This window comes from Cellulosimicrobium sp. Marseille-Q4280, from assembly GCF_943181405.1.
GTDB lineage: Bacteria > Actinomycetota > Actinomycetes > Actinomycetales > Cellulomonadaceae > Cellulosimicrobium.
The window spans coordinates 69096-89169 of record NZ_CALPBY010000001.1; the positions used below are offsets into that span (position 1 = coordinate 69096).

Below are 20074 nucleotides of genomic sequence, written 5' to 3' on the forward strand. Positions count from 1 at the left end.
GTTGGCATCAGCGGCGAGATCTCTTCGGCGTCACCAGGGGCCGACGAGCGGGATGAAGCGTTCCATCGCAGCGACAACTGATCGTGCGTCCTCGAGTCCCTCTCGCGCCTGGTTACTCGTGACGGGCTGGCTGTCGAGGTCGGGGTACTCGGAGTCATGACGGCGCAGTCGAAGCTCTCGGAACCTTCGGACGACGGTTCGGCCGTCGGGCCCGAGCTGAGCCTCGAGGACGTCCTGGACGACGCGGTGTCCTCCGCGCGCCGTCGGCCGCAGACCCTGCGTGGCGAGAACGGCGACCATCGACTTGCGCGCTGCGTCGTACAGCATGGTGAACGCGCCGGCAGGATCGACGTCCACGACGAGTGCTGCCGTCCGGAGGTGCTGCTCGGCCTGTTCGACGAGCAGCGCGGCGTGCTCGGTGGACGGGTGCACCGTCTGGAGCCGGCGCTGTTCGATGGCCGTTGCGACCACCCGCTCGCCCGTCGTCCACCGACCCCGAGAATCAGGCATCGTCGCCTCCGGAGGGGACGATCACGTCGACCGTCGCGCCATCGAGCACCGTGCGCTTGAAGCTGCTCGTGTCCTTCGCCCAGTCGTCGGCGCGTACGCGTCGGACGTTCACCTCGCGGTGCAGTCGGCGTTCGGACTCCTCGACGGCGTCCGCCAGCTCGTCGCGGTCGGGGTCGCCCACGACGAGGAGGTCGATATCGGCTGGCACCGGTCCCGGCTGCTCCTCGTAGCGAGCCGCCCACGACCCGTAGATGAACGCCTGCGTGATGCCTGCCACGCCGGTGAGCTCGTCGCGCAGGACGGCGAGCGGACCGAAGGTCACGGCGAGCAGCTCGACGAGCGGGCGGTAGACGACCGAGTCGGTGAGCACCCGGACAAGGCGCGTGTTGCCGCGCTTCGTGGTGTGTACCAGTCCGGCGTCCTCGAGACGCGAGACCTCCCGCGTCACTGTCGGAGCCGAGGTGTCGACCGACTCGGCGATCTCGGAGATGCTCTGCTCCCGGTCCGGCGCGAGGAGGATATGGGCGAGGATCTCGCCCTGCGTCCGCGACCGCAGCAGGGGGAGCAATAGCGGCGACGAAACTTTCATAAAACAGAGGCTAGCGGTCGTCTTATGAAAGCAACAAGGTTGCTCTCGGAGTCGGTGCCGCTGAGTCTCGTGGAGAACCGCGCGCGTGCGGCCCGACGGCGCAACTACTTCGCGGAGCTTCTCCCCGAAGGTCGGGTCCTGAGCGACCTCTCCGGCCGTGCACGCCTCGCGGAGAACGACGTCGTCGGGCTGCTCGCGCGCTACGGGCGCGACGTCGCCGGCGCCGTCGAGCTGTACGACCCCGAAACGCCCGGAGAGCCACGCACACCGCGCGCGACGCCGTTCAGCGAGGAGCAGGTCGGAGTGCTCCTCGGCGACACGCGAGGAATGCCGCTCGGGAACTCGCCGCTCGGCGGCAAGTCGTCCCTCGCCGGCGTGCAGGACAAGATCGTCCTCGCCCTCGTGGAGGGCGTCTGGCACCAGGTCCACGACGGATACCCGTCGACACACATCCTCAAGCCCCACTCCGCGGCGAACCCGACGATCATCTACGACGAGGAGTACGCGACGCGGATCGCCGCGCGCATCGGCCTGACGCACGGGACGGTGCGTCTGCACGACTTCGGCGGACGGACCGCCCTTGTGATCGAGCGCTACGACCGGTCGCCAGACGCTCCCCGTGGACGCCTCCACCAGGAGGACATGAACCAGGCGCTCGGTGCGCGCGGTGACGAGAAGTACCAGGAGATCGGCGGCAAGGTCAGTCTCGCGAGGATCGCGAGCGCCCTCCGTCGTGCCGCCGGTCCGACCGCGGTCGAGCAGCTCCTGCGATACGTCACGCTGACCGTCGCCGTCGGCAACCTCGACATGCACGCCAAGAATCTCTCGATGCTCCGCCTCCCGGACGGCTCCGCGCACATCGCGCCGATGTACGACGTCGTGCCGCTGCGGCACCAGCCGACCGACGGTCGGCTCGCCCTGGCCGTGAACGGTGCCTACGTGCACAGCACGGTCACTGCGGACGATCTCGTCGCGGAGGGTGAGGCGTGGGGTGTGGCGACCGCGCGGGATCTCGTCGCTACGACGCTCGGTGACGTCGCTGCCGTCGTCTCGGACGAGGTGCCCGACCCGCGAGCGCACCCCGGGCTGCAGGACGACGTCGCGCGCTTCACGAGCAACCTCCTCGCGGAGGGTGCCCTAGGTTAGGGCCACACTCGTGTCTGCTCGACGTGGATCGGTCAGCTCGGTGAGGACCCCGCGCCGAACTGGTCGAGGGCGTCCGCCAGCTGGGTCCACGCATCGTCCGTGCCGAGCAGGCGCGCGGTTCGCGCCGACACGCGGAGCGTGGCGACGAGCGCTGCTGCCTCGTCGCCACGCTCGTCGGCGTACCGGTCGTCGAGCAGGTGCGGTGCGTCGCGCTCCGCGTGCATCGCGACGACGTCGAGGAACACCGTGAGCGCTCGCGCGGCCCGACGACGCTCGGCCGCCTCGCGCTCGCGTCGCTCCTCGTCCGACTCGGCGGGTTCGGGCGCCGGTGTTCCGGTCCGGTCGGCGACGTCCAGGGTGGGGACGACGACGTCGAACCTGCCCTTCCACAGGCGGCTGAACGCCGCGTCGTCGGCGAGGTGGACGACCGTGCCGATCTCCGGTGCGTCCGGGTCGCGCTTCTCGATGCTCGCGCGGAGACCGGCCACCTCGTAGGCGAAGCGCAGCAGGTTGTCGTCGGTCATCGACGCCCCGACGACGAGCAGGTGCTTCGTCATCATCAGCGACTGGACGAGCGACCCGACGGGCTTCCACCGGGTGTCGTAGTGCACGAACGAGCTGCGCGACAGCACGATCGAGTCCGGGTGCTCCACGTCGCCGTGCATCTTGAGCAGCCACGGTCGGTCGGTGCTCGTGCGGTCCCACGGGAGCCGGTCGATGACGACCCGCTGGTCGTCGGACGGGCGGCCGGCCGTTGCGGTGACGGCCTGCTCGTAGAGCTGGTCGTAGTTGGTCGTCGTCGCCTCGCGCACGCGCATGCTCGCGAGAAGGGTGTGGGCGAGGCTTGGCCGGGCAGACGCCGCGGTGATGATCTTCGCGACGCGACTGCCCAGCGCCTTCTGCGTGTCCGCCTTGGCGCGCGCGGACCGGTCGGCGAGCGCGACCTGGATGAGCTCCGCCTGCTCGAGCGGGCCGAGCTCGCTGATGCGTTCGCGCACGTCGCTGTCCAGGTCCAGCTTCGCGACCAGGTCGGTGAGCAGGTGGCTCCACGACGGCAGTCCCGCAGCGATGCTCACACCGGCGCCGAAGAAGAGGGCGAGGTCGCCGTCGGCGGCGTGCTTGCCGAGCACCTGCGCTCGGGTCGTCGTCCCTTCCGGGAGCCCTGTGTGTCGGGCCAGCGCCCGACGGCGGTGCTGCAGCGCCGAGTAGTCCGCCCGGTTCGACGCCACGAGGGCGACGTCGACGCCGAGGTCGCGTGCGGCGTCGTGCAGGGTGGTGAGGAGCGCCGAGATGACCTGGCCGCGGCGCAGCCGGTGACCGCCGTAGCCGGTCCCGACGATCGGGAGCGCGACGAGCGGCAGGTCGCGACCCGCTGTCTCGGCAGCGGTGCGGAGACGGTCGGCCGAGTGCTCGACGATCGCGGCGACGGCCCGGCGGGCGGCGTCGCCGACGCCGTCGGGCGTGGTGGCGATGGTGTCGAGGAACCAGACCTCTGGCTGGTGCTTGGCGCTACGGCGGGACGTCCGCGCGGGGAGGGCGGCGCCGTGCCCCCAGCCGGTCGGCTCGACCTGGCTCCAGGTGGTCGCCGGCTCCAGGCCGGCCGCGTCGCGCCACCAACGCTCGACGTGGAACGCCGCGTCGGTCGGGATCACGACGGCGTCGGCGCTCAGCGCCTCGAGGCGGCCGTTGACGACGAAGAGGTGTCCCTCGGTCATCAGGCGGCTTCTGCGTCGGCGGTGGGATCGAGGTAGCGATTTTGCATCCACACGACGACGTCGAAGACACGCAGCGCCGAGATGTCGTCGCCGATGCCGGCCTCGTCGCGGAGGGAGAGGAGGTGGCGGTGGAGCGCGCGGTCGTCGGCGCGCAGCGCTGCGCGAAGTGCTTCCCAGAACGAGGCCGTGGGTGTGACCGCCTCCTGCACGACGCTGTCGTAGACCGGGATGAGACGGGGACGCTTGCGTGCCAGCAGCTTGCCTGCGGTGACCCAGCCGATGCCACGGACGTCGCGCAACGCCGCCCACAGGCGGTTCGGGGCCCAGTCGTCGGGGATCGACTCCACGTCGACGAGCTCGAGGTCGTGAGGGATCTCGGCGAGCAGGCGCGCGAGCTCGTCCGCACGAGACTCGAGGAGCTGGATCGCTCCGTGAGGTGGCACGTTCACCGACAGGAGCGAGACGGCGACGAGGTCGTCCGCAGTGAACCGGTCGGCGACGTCCGGGCGGTCACCTCCACCCGCCAGGCGCTCGAAGCGTGAGCCCGCCCAGCCAGACGTCCCGTCGACGGGACCGAAGTACCGGCGGAGGTGTTCGACGGCCTGGGCACGGGAACCGGGCGTCAGGATCTTCGGGACGTTCAGCGTCGAGGTCACGCGGCCACAGTAGGTGCGACCTCATGCCCGTCCGGCTCCACCGTGCGGGTGAAAACTGCGTGCACCTCTTGCGCATGTGCAGTTACTGCACATAGTGTCCTCGCATGACTTCGACCCCGGCGCGACAGTCCCGTCCTCGCCTCGACGCCGTGCGTGCGGCACTCAACGAGGCGTCGTGCGCTGCGCCGGGTGAAGCGGTCGAGCCGCTCGCCCGGGCCCGTGGATTTCTCGACGCCGCCCTCGACGAGGCGATGGCCGAGTCGTTGCTCGCCGGGGCGTCGATGCGGTCCGTCGCGGAGGAGGCGGGCGTCGCGCCCAACACCGTGCCGCCGCGGCTCGGTCGGACGGAGTCGCTCGGTGGCTACTCCGGTCCGGACGGCCGCGTCTCGGCCGAGGGTGTCACCCGGGCCCGCTACGACCGGGAGCGCGGCACCCCGCCGCCGGCCGCGCCGTCGTCCACGGAACCGCTGCGGTTCCGCCGACGCCGCAGCTGAGGCCAGCACCACTCTGCAGGACCCAGACCAGCAGCACGACGAAGGGAACCGCCATGCCTGACAACGCCCTCACCCATCTCGCCATGCTGCTCGACCGGTCAGGTTCGATGCAGTCGATCAAGACGGCCACCGAGCAGGGCTTCGACCTGTTCCTCTCCGAGCAGCGCGAGGCGCCGGGCCGCTGCACGGTCACGCTCGCGCAGTTCGACAACGAGTACGAGGAGGTCTACACCGACCTCGACATCCGCCAGGTCCCGCCGCTCGACCTGCGTCCGCGCGGTATGACGGCGCTGCTCGACTCGATCGGACGGCTCGTCCAGACGACCGCGCTGCGCATCGCGCAGCTGCCGGAGGAGCAGCGCCCGGGCGCGGTGATCGTCGGCATCATGACCGACGGCATGGAGAACGCGTCGAAGGAGTTCACGCACGCCGCGATCAAGGCGCTCGTCACCGAGCGCGAGGAGACGTTCGGCTGGACGTTCCTCTACATGGGCGCGAACCAGGACGCCATCGAGGTCGGAGAGTCGATCGGCGTGAAGCGCGAGCGGTCGCTCACCTACGACACGGCGAACGTCGATCAGGCCTACGCCGCGACGTCGCGCAGCATGGCCGCGATGCGCGGCGCCGTGTGGGCGGGGGCGGCCCCCGCCGCAGCGCGCGACCAGCACGCCGCGTACACGGAGGCCGAGCGCCTCAGCGCCGCCGCCCCCAGCGGCCGGCGGCGGGCGGCGCGCCCCACGGCTCGTCCCGAGGCCCGTCCCACAGCCCGGCCCGCCGGTGACGGCACGAAGGCGGCGCCGTTCTCCGAGGACGAGCTGCTCACGCACCTGCGGTCCGTCGTCGCGTCCGGCTCGCCGACACTGGCGGACGTGGCGACGTTCGGCGGGCGCGCCGTCGTCTTCGCCACGGTCCGCGGTGTCCCGGTGTTCCTCAACGCCGACACGACACGCGCCGCCATCCAGGACCTCGTCGACGCAGCGGAGCGAGGGCCGGTGCACTGGGCCGTCATCGCGAACCGGAAGGGTGAGCTCAACAAGGTCACCGTCCGGCCCGACGGCGCTCGCGTCCCGGGCTTCTACTGCTACACGCGTGACGTGCAGAGGGTGGCCGGCCCGCTGGGCGCCTCGGTTCCCGCCGCCCGCTGAGACGTACCCGACGGCGCTGGGCGAGTCGCGAGACGGCTCGCCCAGCGCTCGACTCGACGGAGGAGAGCGATGAACGAGAAGAATGAGCTGGTCAACGGCGCTGAGCTCTACCGCACGAATGGGCGTGGACGACTGCACGTCCTCGGGTGCAGCCACCTGCAGACGACCGACCTGTCGCAGCTGATCGTCGCCGACACGACTGATCGTGCCGAGCGGGAGCTGTGCAGCGAGTGCGACAAGGAGATCCGCGGCGTCGGCAGGACGGAGTACCCGTCGCTCGACGCAGCCTTCGAGGCGCTGAAGTTTCCGGTGGAGAACCGTCCGCGCATGCGAGAGATCGCAGCGGAGCTCGACTTCGACCTGGTGTGGGCGCCTCAAGCGCGAAGCTACATCGCCGCGGGACACCGAGACAGGCACGCGGCGGCCGCCGCGTACTTTAACCGCGGATTCGTCGACGTCCATCTCGACACCGGTGGGTATGCCCGGCACGAGCTGCCCACGGCGGTCCAGCGCGGGGGAGGAGACGGAAGACGGCAGGTGGCCGAGCGGAACGCCGCGACGTGCCCGACGTGCTTCCTGGAGCTCCCGGCGAACGGCACCTGCGACACCTGCGACTGAGCCGTGGTGTGCACGTCGTGCTCGAGCTGGACGACGTGCGCCGCGAGCTTGTCGACGACGTGCTGCGCAGCGGCGCCGAGCCATTCGTGCTGAGCGCCGTGCGCGTCGATCATCGGGCCGTCGAGCCGGCGAAGGAACGATTCCGGACTCTCGACCCGTCGACGCGCTATCTGACGTACGTCCGGTGGGCCCTTTCTCCCCGAGACACCCGCGGCGCTTGCCGCGCGAATGCGCGCCCGGATCGTGCTGCACGTGTGGGCGTTAGAAATCACTCATCCTCTGCTCGGTGCCCAAGGCCTCGTCGAGGACCTCGTCGCCGCCGGCAGATCCGCGCGGTGAAGTCGATATCGACGTCACGGTTCTCGATGTCGATAGTGAAGTCATCCTTGTGCTTCGCTGCGGGTGCTTGTGGCTTTCCTAGACCGACGACGTGGACTTGAGGGGTGCGGGAAGCAGGTCGCTGCGCCGGCCGTTCCACAGGACCACGAGCTCGTCACGTGCGCGCGTCGCCGCGACGTAGAGCAGCGACCGCTCGCGCAGCTCGCCGTCGACCCGATCGGCCTCGGGGAGCGACGAGAGCCCGGAGCCCCAGCCTCCTTCGTCCGACGAGACGCCGAACAGCACGACGCGCTTGAACTCCATGCCCTTGGAACGGTGCATCGTCATGACGAGCACGCTGCCCGATCCCGTCGCGGCGTCGTCCTGGATGAACTTCGCCTTGACCCCACGCTCGCTCAGCGCGTGGACCACCTTGTCGCCGATGTGGTTGGCGCGGACCAGCACGCCGATCGTCTCGGGAGGGTCGCCTCCGTCGCGCCAGCCGCGGACGAGCTCGGCGGCCTGTTCGTACTCGTCGAGGAGTGAGCTGGCCTTCACCTCACGCGGCACCGGCCCGGACCGCGCGGACCGGTAGCCGGTGGCCGCGGCGTCCTCGGCTTCCATGTCGATCCACTCCTCGCCCGCGAGCACTCCGACGGCGTAGCGCAGCACCTGCGCCGTCGTGCGGTAATTGAGCCTGAGGCGGCGTGAACGGCCCTGGATGTTGATGCCGTACCGGGAGAGCACGACCTTCTGCCCGTAGATGCGCTGTTGCGAGTCCTCGGCGAGGAAGAGGTCGTCCGGTCCCTGGGCGACGAGCGCACGCAGGAACACGAGACGGGCCGGGGCGAGGTCCTGAGCCTCGTCGACGAGCACGTGGTCGGCGAGGCGCGGCTCGCCCGCCGCCGCCCGGGCGTCGAGGTGGGTGGCCGCGATCATGGCCTTCTCGTCCCAGTCGGTCGACCCCGCGGCGTCGGCGGATGCGCGGTAGGCCTCCACGACCTCCCACACGGCGACGCGCTGCAGCCGGTTCAGCGCCACGCCTCGTCCGGGCCGGCGGACGCGCAGGTACTCGTCCCGCGACGTGATCCGGTTCGGGACGACGACGGTCGAGTACTCCGCGACGAAGAACGCCTGGCTCCGCAGCTCGGGTGCGAGGCCGGGACGAGCGGCCGAGATGGCGGCGTCCCACCGTGCGGCCGTCGTGAGATCGAGGACGTACGGCGAGCGCGGCCCGAGCACGGCGGCGACCGTCTCTCCCCAGGCGGCAGAGGCCACGTGGACGTCCTCGGCCTTCGCGAGCACCCGTCGCGAGAGCGCGTCGACGCCGGCCACGTACACGCCGGGGTCGCCGAGGTTCTTCGCGATCGGCAGAGACGGGTCGAGGAGCTTCAGCGTCTCCTGCAGCGAGGAGGCGAGAGTCCGGTTGTACGTGGTGAGGACGACGCGCGCCGCGGGGTCGGTGCGCGCGAGGTGCCGCGCACGGTGGAGCAGCACGACCGTCTTGCCGGTGCCGGCGCCGCCCGAGAGTCGGAACGAGCCGGTCCGGGCCTTGAAGGCGTAGTCGCGCTGCTCCGGGTGGAGGAACACCCGCCAGCGGCCGAAGTTGTCGTCCTCGATCGCGGCGCGCAGCGCGGCGTCGTCCTCGATGAACGCGAAGTCCATCTGCGCCGCGGGTTGCTTGAGCGCGTCGAGCAGCTGCTCGTCGCTCTGAGGGTCGGGCTCGACGGCGAGGACCGCCAGCCCGAGCTTCTCCTTGACCGTCGCGAGCCCGGCGCCGGTCGAGAGGTCGAGCAGCGCGTCACCCTGCCACGTCGCGGGGGCGCGCTCGGCGACGGCGAGCATCGCGTCCTCGGTCTCGGCCGTCGCAGCAGCGTTCGCGATCTCGACGTCGATGCCCAGGTCGACGAGGTCGGCGAGGGAGATCCCCTGCGTCTGCAGCAGGGGGTAGGTCGTGTGGTCGACGTCGTCCGGCTTCGGCCGCGGCTTTTCGACGAACGGCTTCTCGACGACCGGCTTCTCCACCGCGGGCTCGACGACTGACGCAGCCTCGACCAGCTCGGCGATGCCGTTGCGGGGGTTGATCCGCACGACGGCGGTCTTGGCCCGGCTGATCGCCTCGTCATGAGGGTAGGTGCCGAGGTACACGTAGTGCGCCTCGGCGGCCTGGCCCTGGATCTTGACGAGGAGGGCGCGCCAGAACTCGTTGACGCGGCCGGTCCGGATGCGGGAGTCGGCGGAGCCGTTGATCGGCTCGATGTGCAGGCCCGGGGTGGCGTCGTTCTCCTGGAGCTTCTCGAGGAACGCGTACGCGGCCTTGCGCACGGCGCCGTCGAGCTTGCCGAACGACGGTCCGAGGATGATCTGCGGCATCGGGGATGATCTCCGGTTCAGGCGGTCAGGGCCGCGCGGAGCGCGGCAGCTTCAGGTTCGACGACGACCCATCCGTCGGCGTGGAGGGTGCGGATCGTCTCGTGGTCCAGGTCGTCGACGTGCACGGTCACCTTACGGTCCGGCCACGACAGCGAGAGAGGTACGCCGTCGCCCACCTCGTCCCCGATCGTCGGTGCCCCGAGTCCCGACGCCGCGAGGTCGAGGAGCTCGACCAGCAGATCGTGCTCGGCCTCCGTGGCGAGCCGCGCCACAGCACGCCAGTCGGGGTACGCGTCCAGCCGTTCACGGAGCTCGGCCTCGACACGGCTGGACTCCTCGGCCTCGGCCAGGGAGGGCTGGACTGCCGGCTCCGCGCCCGTGAGCATCGACCGCGTCACGATCCGCAGCGGCAGCTCCTCGCGGAAGTTCAGCAGGTTGGCGAGGCGCAGCCACTCCCGCCACGAGGTCTTCTCGTCGTGGGCGAGAGCGTCGAGCGCGTCGTCGAGGACGACGGCGATCTCGAACGACTCGCCGACGAACGACCGGACGCCGATCGCGACCGTTCCCTGAGACCACACGCCGCCGAACTTGGTCCCGGGCGGGAGACCTGCGCCGTCGAGCACGTCGAGCGTGACCTGGTCCATGCCGATCTCGGCGGAGATCGCGCCGCCGTTCAAGGACGGCGCGACGAGCAGAGGCAGCCACCGGGCGAGCTGTGCTCGGCCGCCGCGGTCCGGACGCTGGACCCAGTCCAGCAGGAGGTCCAGCGCGGGACGGGTCACGAGCGCGACGGTGGCCGGCGACAGCGAGTCCTTGGCCTCGCTCAGGACGGCCGCGGTCGCCTGGGGGTGCAGCCACGGCACGTCCGCCGTGGACGGGTGCTGGCGGTCGAGGTCCTCCCACGTGAAGGCAAGCACCTGGTAGCCGAGGTCGCGCAGCGCCTGCCGCTTGGTGGCGTCGTCCGCGACCCTGTTGACGGCGGGGGAGGCGTGGAACTGCCAGCCGTCGGTGTAGATCGCCGTCGGCGGGACGTCCGGGCGGTCGCTGCGCAGCACGAAGTCGGGCTTGGTGCCGGCCTGGGCGACGAGGACCTGCGGCTCGAGCCGCCAGTGCGCGCCACCGGGCATGGTGATGGACCACGTGTTGCCGTTCGGTCCCGGCTTCTCGGTGATGGTCGAGCCCATCTTCTCCAGGCGCTCGCGGAGCACCTTGCGGAAGAGCAGCTCGATGTGCGACTCGGGGTCCGCGACGTCCGGCTCGTCCACGGTGACCGTCCACGGGCTCGCGGTCGGGACCTCGTCGTCGGCACCGACCTGCGACCGGCCGAGCAGGATCGACCGGAGGTGGCGCGTCGCGGAGGCCCGTGAAACGTGCTCCACCTGGTGCAGTGCGGCGTGGGGGAGCAAGCAGCGCTCGCAGGCGAGCTTTCCGTCGTGCTGGCAGGGGCACTCCTCGAGGTGCTGCCAGGCGTCGCGCAGCATCGACCAGACGGCCTCGTGGTCGGCGAGCTCGGCGAGGTAGCCCGTGCCGCCGCGGACGACGTCGTGCAGCAGCAGGGCCTCGGCGGGGCTGTCCGCCGCGGGGCTGGGGTCGACGACGTCCGTGACCTCCAGGTGGTCCGGGTCACCGCCGATCCGGATGCGCAGCGCGAGCAGCAGCGCGGCGCGCAGCGAGGGGAGCGAGAAGTCGTCGCCGAGGGTGACGGACTCGGGCAGCCGCAGGACGAGGCCCTCGGTGGTGAGGGACCGCGCGAGCGCGACCGTCCGGACCTTCTCGTTGCTGGCCTTGCGCAGCGGGCACCACGGGCGGTGCTCGGACGCGCGGTTGGCGCCGGTCGAGGTGTCGAGCTTGCCGCACTGCTCGCACACACGGAAGAGAGCGACGTCGTGCGGGTGCCCGGCGAGCTCGACGGTGGCGCCCTGCGCGGAGGCCTTGCCGAGGTTGAGCCACCGGATGGTCATCTGCCGCTGGTAGCGGGCGCCGAACCCGTAGTCCTCGACGAACCACTGGCGTGTGACGGCGGTCGGGTCGACGTCGGCGAGCGTCCGGATGGTGAAGCGCTCCCGCTCGCGCTCGTCGTGCCGGTCGTCGATGGTCGCCTCTTCGCGCCGGATGACGGACGAGACGCGCTTGAGCTCGACCACCTCGACCTGCTGCGCGACGTCGGCGATCCCGGGATCGCCGCACCGCGGGCACGACGACGGCGCGCCGGTGCTTCCCGGCGCGGTGGAGTCCGTGACGTCCTGCGTGTAGCCGCACCGCGGGCAGCACGCCCAGGTGCGGACGGCGTCGTCGTCCCGGCCGAGGTCGAGCGCGTCGATGGCGATGGCGTACCCGCGGGCGTAGAAGGTGGAGCCGGGCGCAAAGTCGCGCAGCGCCTGCGCCGAACCCCGGTTCAGCTCCATGTGCTCGGTGCGGTACTCCTGGGAGTCGGGGTCCACCCAGGACAGCGCGACCTCGAGCGACACGGAGTCGTCGAGGAGCGTGTAGTTGGGGAGCAGGCCGTGCTCCTCGAGCACGCCCACCCAGTGCTCGGTGGACGCCAGGGCCTTCTGGTACTGGGTGAGCTTGAGCGCGGCCTGCGCTGTGCGGAGCGCGCGCTCGTCGTCGCTCGTCGCGGCGGGCGACTCCGCCTTGATCCGCAGACCGTCGGCGGCGTTGATCGCCGTCTGGATCTCCTTCTCGCGGTACGCGAGGGTCTCCATGCGGGCTCGCCAGGCCTGGGACGCCGCGTGCGCACGTCCGGCCAGCTCGGAGGAGACGGTCTCGCCCGAGCTCGCGTCGACGGACGGCAGCGCCCACGCCCGCAGGCTGTCCTTCACGGCGTCGGAGATCTCGGCGAACCCGCTCAGGAACCGGTCGAGCAGTGCCGGGCCCTCGGCCTCGGACAAGGCGACCAGCTCGCCGAGGAACGTGCCCGGCTCGCTGCTGCCGAGCGCGTCGGAGGCGGTGCGCGGGTGCGGCGCGTCGGGCCGTCGCGCGAGCTCGTCGGCGAGGGACGCGACGTACTGGCGGCGCAGGATCTCTTCGGCGTCGAGGTAGGTCGCCGGCGGGCGCACGGCGCCGTTGATGACGCTCCCAGGATCGGTGAACCGCGGGAGCTGGTCGCCGCGTGCGGTGACGAACGCGAGCGCGAGCGCGTTGCCGGTGAAGCGCCCGGCGCGGCCGACGCGCTGCAGGTAGGACGCGACGGTGCGCGGCAGGGAGCTCAACATGACGGCGGAGAGCTCGCCGATGTCGATACCCATCTCCAGCGTCGGCGTGGCGACGAGGACGTTCGGTGCGTCCGGTTCGGGGTCGCTGGACTTGAACGCCGTCTCGTACGCCAGCCGGACCTCGTCCTCGAGCATGCTGGTGTGCTCGCGCGCGACGACGCGTGCCGGGTCGGAGTCCTCGTACATCCGGCGGTAGAAGTTGTCGGCGATCGTGTGCCGGCGCAGGCGCCCGGTGCACCGGGCGACGAGGCACGGCGCGCCGTCGAGCTGGTCGACAACGGTCGACGTCGCAGGCACCGTCGAACCGCAGTCGCTGCACTCCAGGCACAGTGCTCCGGAGCCGAGCGCGTCCATCCCTGCCGCCTGGACGGTGACGGTCCGGGGAGCGAGGTGGTACGTCGTGGCACCGGACGACGACAGGAGCGTGCCGACGAGGTCGAAGCGCGCGAGCTGCTTCATGAGCAGGCGCGCGAACGTCGCGGCCTCGGTCTTGTCGACGTGCAGGCACTTGTGCGTCCACGCCGCGTACCAGCCGCGAGATGAACCGACGGGCTCGAGGTCGTCGCCGGGTGCCTTCGCGCCGGCTCCGGTGATGACGGCGCCCCCGACGCGCGGATACCCCGGCGCGCTGGCCCCCTTGCCGAATCCGGGCATGCCGTCGTGACGCCGACGGCCGCCGGTGATCCACCAGCGGTTACCGTCCTCCTCGCGGAACTTCTTGAACCACTCGTGGTCGATCGCCCCACGGGTGCGCATGTGCTCGAGCACGCCGCGCACCCAGGCCCGGAGCTCGGCGTCGGTCGGCGCGAACCCGTCGAGCACGCCCTGCCGGTCGGCCTCGTCGAGGGCAGCGCTTGCAGTGGTGAGCAGCAGCTCGGGATCGGCTTCGACCTCGGCGACGACGGTCCCCGTCGCCTCGAGCGTGCGGCCGACGGCGGAGCGCAGCCCGTGCTCGAGCAGCACGTCGAGCAGCAGGCGGCGGCGCACGCGTCCTCGCACCGTGTGGTGGACCCTGGCCCAGGACGTGGCCTTCCAGAACGGGGCGAACTTCTCGCGGTCCGCGAGGTCCGGCGGGAGCAGTCGGTATCGCTTCTTCGCGTCGTCCCCGGCCTCGGCGATGACGCGGTCCACGAGTGTGTCGAGATCGACGGGATCGTCGCCGACGGCGTGGCGCAGTACGGCACGGAGGGTCAGCGCGTGCGAGCGGGACTGCACGAACCCGGCGCGGTGCGCGGCGTCCTGCACCGAGTCGGTGAAGACGAGCGCCTTCTTCTCCGCCGGGTCGAGCCCAGCGGTGCCGAACAGGCTGGACAACGACACCGACAGCAGCGTCGCGATGGCCGAACCGAGGAACCGGATGCCGTCCTTCTGCCCGCACGACGGGCAGTCGTCGTCCTTCGAGGGCTTGGCACCGGCGTCGTCCATGGGGTGCGCGAGAACCGGGAGGGCACCCTGGTCGGCGTCCTCGCCGTCCGGCGGTGAGGAGACGAGGCGGCGCTGCCCGACGAGGAACCACCACAGGCCCTCGATCTTCTCGCCGCCCTCGGCGCGCTCACCCTCGGCGGGGGCGTGGACGAGGGCGCGGAACCGCTCGTCCCCGCGCAGGTGACGGCCCCGGATGTCGTTGTCGTGCGTGTCCAGATCGGTCCCGGTCGGGGCAAGCGCGACGCCCCAGCCGGATCGGCCGCAGTGCCGGCAGTACAGCGCGGGGAACGCACGTGACTCGTCGCCGGACTCGTCCTCGTCGGAGTCCTGCACGACGACACCGTCGTCCTGCCAGCGGAACTGGGCGACGCCCGCGGTCGTGCGGTTCAGGCGCGTCAGCTCGCGGGTCCACAGGTGCACGTCTACCGACAGTGCGCCACGCCCTGTCTCCTTGCGCAGGTGCGACAGGGCGGAGAGCACCGCGGTGAGCGTCTGCTCGGCGCGGGCACGCCAGGCCGGGTCCGACGACGGTGTGAACACTTGGGCGGCGAGCTCGCCCAGGTCCACGGCGTGATCCGCGAGCCGGGCCAGGCCGTGGTGCCCCGAGACAAGAGGAAGCGCCTTGACGAGGGTCAGGAGGTCGTCGTTCGAGTCACCCGACAGGTCCGGGCGGGGCGACGCGGGGTCGACGTAGCCGGCGTCGCCGGAGCCCGCGCGGTACAGGTGGGACAGCACACTGCGGGTCAGGGCATCGGGGTCGGTCGGGTCAACCTCGGCGAGGTCGGCGAGCAGGGCGCGTGCGACGACGTCGTCCACGTCGACCGGGTGCAGCCCGAGCGCCTCGGTCCGGGTCACCGCGTCGCCGACCCACTCGTCGAGCGACAGGCGCGACTCGGTCACCACGGACTCCGCGACGAACTCCTCGCCGAACACCGTGCGGGCAAACTCCAGCATCGCCGTCGGGTCGCCCTTGTCGCCCAGCGTCGCGGACGTCGCGACGGGCGTGACGATCCCGAGCGGGCGTTCGACGTCGGCGTCGGTCAGCCCGGCGTCGGCTAGTGCGCCCGGCTCGGTGGGCCAGTGGGACTTCAGTGCGAGCCCTAGGCGCCGGATGAGCATGGCGACGTCGGTGCCCTGCGCGCCGTCGTAGGTGTGGAACTCGTCGAGCACCAGGTATTGCAGGGAGCGGGCGCTCGCGGACCACAGCTTCGCGTCCGCGTGGCGGAGCAGCAGCTGGTCGAGCATCTTGTAGTTGGTCAGGAGGATGTCGGGCGGTGTGTCGCGGATGATCGCGCGGTCGGTGATCAGGCCGGCGGTGCTGACCTTCGAGCGAGTGCCAACCTGCTGACCGGTGTAGAGCGAGGCGGTAACGCCGCCGAGCTCGGAGTTCCTGGTGAGTAGTTCTGTGAGGCGCTTCGCCTGGTCGTTGGCCAGCGCGTTCATCGGGTAGAGGATGACCGCCTTGATACCGCCAAGGCCCGCGCGCTTGGCCCGCAGCACGTGGTCGAGGATCGGGTAGAGGAACGACTCCGTCTTGCCCGAGCCAGTGCCCGTCGTGACCAGGGTGGGCTGCGGGCGGCGCAGCCCGCCGTCCGGCGCGAGCGACGACAGCCGCTGGAACGCTGCGGCCTGGTGGCCGTAGGGCGACGGGTAGCCGCCGTACCAGTCGAGCGAGTCGCGCCAGCCGTCGTCCGCGGGGCGGAACGGGAGGCGCAGCCGCACGTACGGGCCGCGAAACAGGCCTGTCTGAGGCGAGCGCAGGAAGTCCTCGAGCGACGCGCGCGTGCTGGCGTCGGCCAGGGCGAACGTCGTGCCCAGGTACTCGAGCAGCGCCGCGCGCAGCGAATCGGCCTGGGATACGGGGAGGAGCTCGGTCACGTCGGCATCGTTTCAGATTCGTGCGGCACGCTTCCAAGCTGAACGAGACCGGACAGCGATTCCCCATCCAACTGGAAGAGCTCGCACGCCCGACTGGCGAACGCGCAACCCCGCACAGAAGCCTCCGCGCCTTGTGGGAATGACGGGCCACACATCTTGGTGGAAGCCCCTTCAGGAGGTGTGCGGAGCGTAGAGGTCCCGCGGTTGGTCCTCGTCGGCTTCGTCGCGTTGCAGTTCGTCGTCTCCCCGGTCTTCGTTCGGCGCGCGCAGGCCCGGTTTCGTCAGTTCCAGACTTGCGAGGTGCCGCTGCAGCCGCCTCGACATCGGGAGGAAGGTGGCGAGAGTCAGCCCCCCGGAGAGAAGTGCACCCGCGACAGGGATCGCTTTGGCGACACCGCTCGCGAAGGTCTTCTTGGTCATCGCCACGCCCAGTAGCCCGGCGACATTCTTGACGGTGGGGTAGATGATGCCCTTGGTGAGCGCCTTCTGCGGCAGCTTCTTCACTGCTTGAGCCGCCATCATCTCGGCGACCTTCGTCACGCCAGCCTGTGCCACCGATACCCCGAACATGACGCCGATGAAGAGCGTCAGCAGGCTCTCGGTGGCTTCGTCAAGGTCCTCACCGCTGTTCTCAAAGAGATCCGGCCAGCTGTAGATGTACGCAAGTTTCTGCGTGACGCGGAGCAAGTGGCCCATGAACTGCGCCAGGTCCGCTGGCACAGAACCCAGCAGCGCCCAGCCCCCGGGAATCCCGGCCGCGGCGGAGAGTGCGGTCACCTTGCTCGTCTCAAACCTGATCGAGGAGTCCGCCGCTTCGCGAATCACCTCCAGAGGGATGCCAGCGGCCGCTGGGCTCTCTGCGATGGCACGACTGACCTGGTCCTCCGTGCAGTGTCGCTGCAGAGCCTTCCGGAGATAGTCAGCCCTGTCTATCCGCACGCCCGGGAGCTTCGCCGCAGCCTCGAGCAGCTGCGCGAATCCGAATCCGTTCTGTGCCACTTGCTGGTTCGCTGACATGGCGATGATCTACCAACTTTGAAGTCGAGTTTCGGATGGACGGAAGGTCATATCGCGAGGTGTGGGTCGAACCTACACAAGTCGGCTACGTCCCAGCGACGTCCGGAGTGATTTCACCCGCTCGTTGCGCATGACCTTCCCCAAGCGTGTGAGCGCACCAACCGCTCCTGCGAGCCTGGCGCTCTCGGCTCGTCATGCGCTGGGGACACCCTTGCCCGCGACGGCGGCGTTGACGGCCCGCTCCACCGAGTCCGCATCGAACGGCACCAGGACCCATCCGGACGACTCGATCAGTTCCCGGTCCGCGGTGGGGAGGGTATCCACGGTTGTCGTCAACCCGAGGTCCGGCCATGACAGCGACACGGGGATTCCCTCGACGAGCTCGTCACCGACCCTCGGCACCGGGAGGGCGTCCACGTCGGCCAGTGCCCGGAGCAGCGCTGCTTCCTCTTCCGTACCGGATCGGATCGCCTCGGCCCATTCGTCCGAGAGCTCAGTAAGCTCCGCCTGCTCCTCGTCCTCGGCAGCAATGACGGCTGTGAAGGTCTCAGCGGTTGACTCGTCCATCCAGTACGAGCTGGGGTTACCTCCGATGAAGCGCGATGGCATGCGGTGCCCGCGCTTCGCCGCAGCCCGGTCCGTGAACGCCAACGCTCCTGCCAGCGACCGGACGCTCTCCTCGCCCACACGTTCGGCGAGGACGGGCGCTGGAACCGGCTCCGGAGCGGCCGCGACAAGTGCGGCAAAGATGCTTCGTGCCCGTTCGCCGATCTCCGCCCAGTACCCCGCAGCGTCGTCGACATCCGTCTCAGGGTCCCAATGGGGCGCAGTCTCGTCGGAGGCCGACGGTGCTTCCGGGCGGTACAGCTGACGGATGTCCGCGAGCCGCCGCCCGTCCTCCAGCGACCAGAACGTCCAGCCGTTGGTGACACCGCCGCGTACGTGGCGGCCGGCGCGGGACGGGCTGTCGAACGACTGCCCTTCCACGACGATCTGACCGGACTCGGCAACCACGGCCGTCTTGGCCTGCCAGGTCCCTGGCCGCGGACGCAGCACCGTGCCCGCGGCGATCATCCCGGCGCGGACCAGCTCGGCCACCGTGACGCTCACCTGACCGCTCGTCCGGGCGTCCGTGACCTCGCCCGTGTGCTCCGCCGGTACCGGCCACACCGTGAGCAGTCCGTCGAGGAGCATCTGGGTCCGGACGTCGATGTGCTCCTCGTCCCAGCCGGACTCGCTCATCGTCAGCAGACGGCTGTTGAGCAGCAGGACGTCGTGCTGGGCGATCTTCGTGCGCTTGCCTCCGCGGCCGAGCCAGGCGGCGTTAGACGCCGACGAGTTGAGCTTGCTCGTCAGGAGCGTGAGGTTGCCCAGCCGGTGCACGTGGGCGTTGCGCGCGATCTCTTCCTCAAGGCTGTCGACGGGCCACTTCTTCTCCCAGGACTGCGGGAGCAGGTGCTCGATCGGGTACGAGCCACGCGGCACCTGCTGCGCGTCGTACTCGCCCCGCAAATGGTTCTCGGCGGCCTCGAGGAACATCCTCAGCCTTGTCCGCGAGAAGCGCCGGTAGGCCCGCTCCTCCTCGAAGACGTCGCGGATCTCGGCGTCGCCCGGCCAGTACGTGGAGGTGACCCGGAAGGACCGGAGGGTGTCCTCAACGCGTTGGACGAGGTCCTCTGCGGGCACGCCTCGCATCGCTCGGAGGATCTCGGCGACGGCACGTCCCAGTGACGTCGAGGTGAGCCGTAGCAGCGTGCGTCGCACGAGCCAGCTCTCGACGAGTCGGACGACGCCGATCACGACGTCATCCGGCAGAGCGCCGTCCACGGGGTGCAGCCGGAGCAGGATCGGAGTCAGCGCCGCCGATCCGATGGCGCGCGACCGATACATGCACATCTCGACCGGGTCGAGGCTGCGGCGGGTGTCTCCGACGGCGCGGGTCCAGCGCTCGTAGAGCTCGGCCTGAGCGCGCATGTCCGTGAGGACGTCCAGCATCGGGCGCCCGGCCTCGTGCTCCATGTAGTGCTTGAAGCGCGTGAACGTCGCTCGCGGGCGCACCTCCTCGGCGACCGTCGCGGCGAGCCACTGGTTGATGAACAGGGCCGCGTGCGTCGACGTCGCCCGCCCGACCGTGATCTCGGAGTCCCAGAACGCGGAGTCGAATGGCCATACGTCCCGGTACGCCGATCGCGCGTCTGCACCCTCCTTCGCAAGACGTTGGAACACGAGGTTCTTGACCAGGTCGGCTGCCGTCAAGGGCGTACCGCGAGCGTTGAGGGTCTCGAAGATCGCCTGGGAATCCTCGTTCGACTGCAGGTCGATGACGACGAACTGAATTCCGTTCGAGAGCGCGCCGGCCAGGAGCTCGGCACGCCGCCCGAGGTCGTCGGGCCGGGTATCCGCACTGACGTCGCCGTCGTCGTCCAGCCACTCGCCGACACAGCGCGCGAAGTAGGCGTGCGCTGCCGTGATGCGCGACGACGCGTGCGGCAGGGTGTCGTGGGTAACCGGCGGCTCCGCGTTCATGACGTCGTCGAACGCCGCGCGGTCGCGGTTCGTGTGCCGCACCTTGAGTCGTTGCTCCTCGTCGTCCACGAACGCCGGGTTGTTGTGGGTCAACGCTTCGAGCTGGGTGCTGTACCGGTCGAGCCCGCGTTCCTCAAAGGCAGCACCTGCGGCATCCATGAGGAGCTGCAACGTGGTCAGCCGCTGCTGGCCGTCGATGACGTTCCGCACGATGAGGTTTCCCATCGCTGACTCTTCCGCCTGGACGACGACCGCTCCCAGGAAGTGGCTCGCCCCGGTCGAGCCGCTGTGCCGGATCGACGCGATCCGGACGATGTCCTGCCACAGCGGCTCCCACTGGTCCTCCTCCTCCCACACGTAGGGGCGTTGGAAGAGCGGGACCATGATCTGCTGCGGCTGGATGAAGATCTGCTGCGGGGTCCGGACGTTCGTTTCCACTCTCGCGTTCC

At 70.4% G+C, this 20074-nt stretch carries 12 protein-coding genes; 4 read left to right on the top strand and 8 right to left on the bottom strand.

Annotated elements, in window-relative coordinates; genetic code table 11:
- Positions 1 to 30: 30 nt before the first annotated feature.
- Complete coding sequence (locus NFS20_RS00280; RefSeq protein WP_251149761.1) at positions 31 to 510, bottom strand: HEPN domain-containing protein; 480 nt, start codon at positions 508 to 510, stop codon at positions 31 to 33.
- Positions 503 to 1099, bottom strand: coding sequence for an HVO_A0114 family putative DNA-binding protein (locus NFS20_RS00285; RefSeq protein WP_251149762.1), 597 nt, complete (start codon positions 1097 to 1099; stop codon positions 503 to 505). The genes NFS20_RS00280 and NFS20_RS00285 overlap by 8 nt, the downstream gene beginning before the upstream one ends.
- 54 nt (positions 1100 to 1153) lie before the next feature.
- On the opposite strand from NFS20_RS00285, the gene NFS20_RS00290 reads away from it, so the two are divergent.
- Positions 1154 to 2245: a type II toxin-antitoxin system HipA family toxin gene (locus NFS20_RS00290; protein WP_251149763.1), complete on the top strand. Its 1092-nt coding sequence runs from the start codon at positions 1154 to 1156 to the stop codon at positions 2243 to 2245.
- Positions 2246 to 2277: 32 nt separating this feature from the next.
- On the opposite strand, the gene NFS20_RS00295 is transcribed toward NFS20_RS00290, so the two are convergent.
- Complete coding sequence (locus NFS20_RS00295; protein WP_251149764.1) at positions 2278 to 3960, bottom strand: SIR2 family protein; 1683 nt, start codon at positions 3958 to 3960, stop codon at positions 2278 to 2280.
- The gene (locus tag NFS20_RS00300; RefSeq protein WP_251149765.1) at positions 3960 to 4616 is read right to left on the bottom strand and encodes a DUF6308 family protein; all 657 of its coding nucleotides are present in this window, start codon (positions 4614 to 4616) and stop codon (positions 3960 to 3962) included. Before NFS20_RS00300 ends, NFS20_RS00295 begins: the two co-directional genes overlap by 1 nt.
- A 104-nt stretch (positions 4617 to 4720) precedes the next feature.
- Between NFS20_RS00300 and NFS20_RS00305 the strand changes: the two genes are divergently transcribed.
- From NFS20_RS00305 to NFS20_RS00315, 3 genes are all read left to right on the top strand, one after another.
- The gene (locus tag NFS20_RS00305) at positions 4721 to 5110 is read left to right on the top strand and encodes a hypothetical protein (protein WP_251149766.1); all 390 of its coding nucleotides are present in this window, start codon (positions 4721 to 4723) and stop codon (positions 5108 to 5110) included.
- Between the two features lie 53 nt (positions 5111 to 5163).
- Positions 5164 to 6255 carry a vWA domain-containing protein gene (locus tag NFS20_RS00310; RefSeq protein WP_251149767.1) on the top strand — a complete coding sequence of 364 codons (1092 nt, stop codon included), beginning with the start codon at positions 5164 to 5166 and terminating at the stop codon, positions 6253 to 6255.
- 69 nt (positions 6256 to 6324) lie between these two features.
- Positions 6325 to 6873, top strand: a complete 549-nt coding sequence (locus NFS20_RS00315) for a hypothetical protein (RefSeq protein ID WP_251149768.1) — start codon at positions 6325 to 6327, stop codon at positions 6871 to 6873.
- A 417-nt stretch (positions 6874 to 7290) separates the two neighbouring features.
- Here the strand turns inward: NFS20_RS00315 and NFS20_RS00320 are convergent, their stop codons facing one another.
- The 4 genes from NFS20_RS00320 to NFS20_RS00335 all read right to left on the bottom strand — a co-directional run bounded on the left by NFS20_RS00320 (position 7291) and on the right by NFS20_RS00335 (position 20063).
- The gene (locus tag NFS20_RS00320) at positions 7291 to 9564 is read right to left on the bottom strand and encodes a 3'-5' exonuclease (protein ID WP_251149769.1); all 2274 of its coding nucleotides are present in this window, start codon (positions 9562 to 9564) and stop codon (positions 7291 to 7293) included.
- Positions 9565 to 9581: 17 nt separating this feature from the next.
- A complete protein-coding gene (locus tag NFS20_RS00325; RefSeq protein WP_251149770.1) occupies positions 9582 to 16082 on the bottom strand; it encodes a DEAD/DEAH box helicase family protein in 6501 nt (2166 codons plus the stop codon).
- A 171-nt stretch (positions 16083 to 16253) separates the two neighbouring features.
- Positions 16254 to 17099 carry a hypothetical protein gene (locus NFS20_RS00330; RefSeq protein ID WP_251149771.1) on the bottom strand — a complete coding sequence of 282 codons (846 nt, stop codon included), beginning with the start codon at positions 17097 to 17099 and terminating at the stop codon, positions 16254 to 16256.
- A 192-nt stretch (positions 17100 to 17291) separates the two neighbouring features.
- Positions 17292 to 20063 carry a GmrSD restriction endonuclease domain-containing protein gene (locus NFS20_RS00335; RefSeq protein ID WP_285821085.1) on the bottom strand — a complete coding sequence of 924 codons (2772 nt, stop codon included), beginning with the start codon at positions 20061 to 20063 and terminating at the stop codon, positions 17292 to 17294.
- Positions 20064 to 20074: the final 11 nt, after the last annotated feature.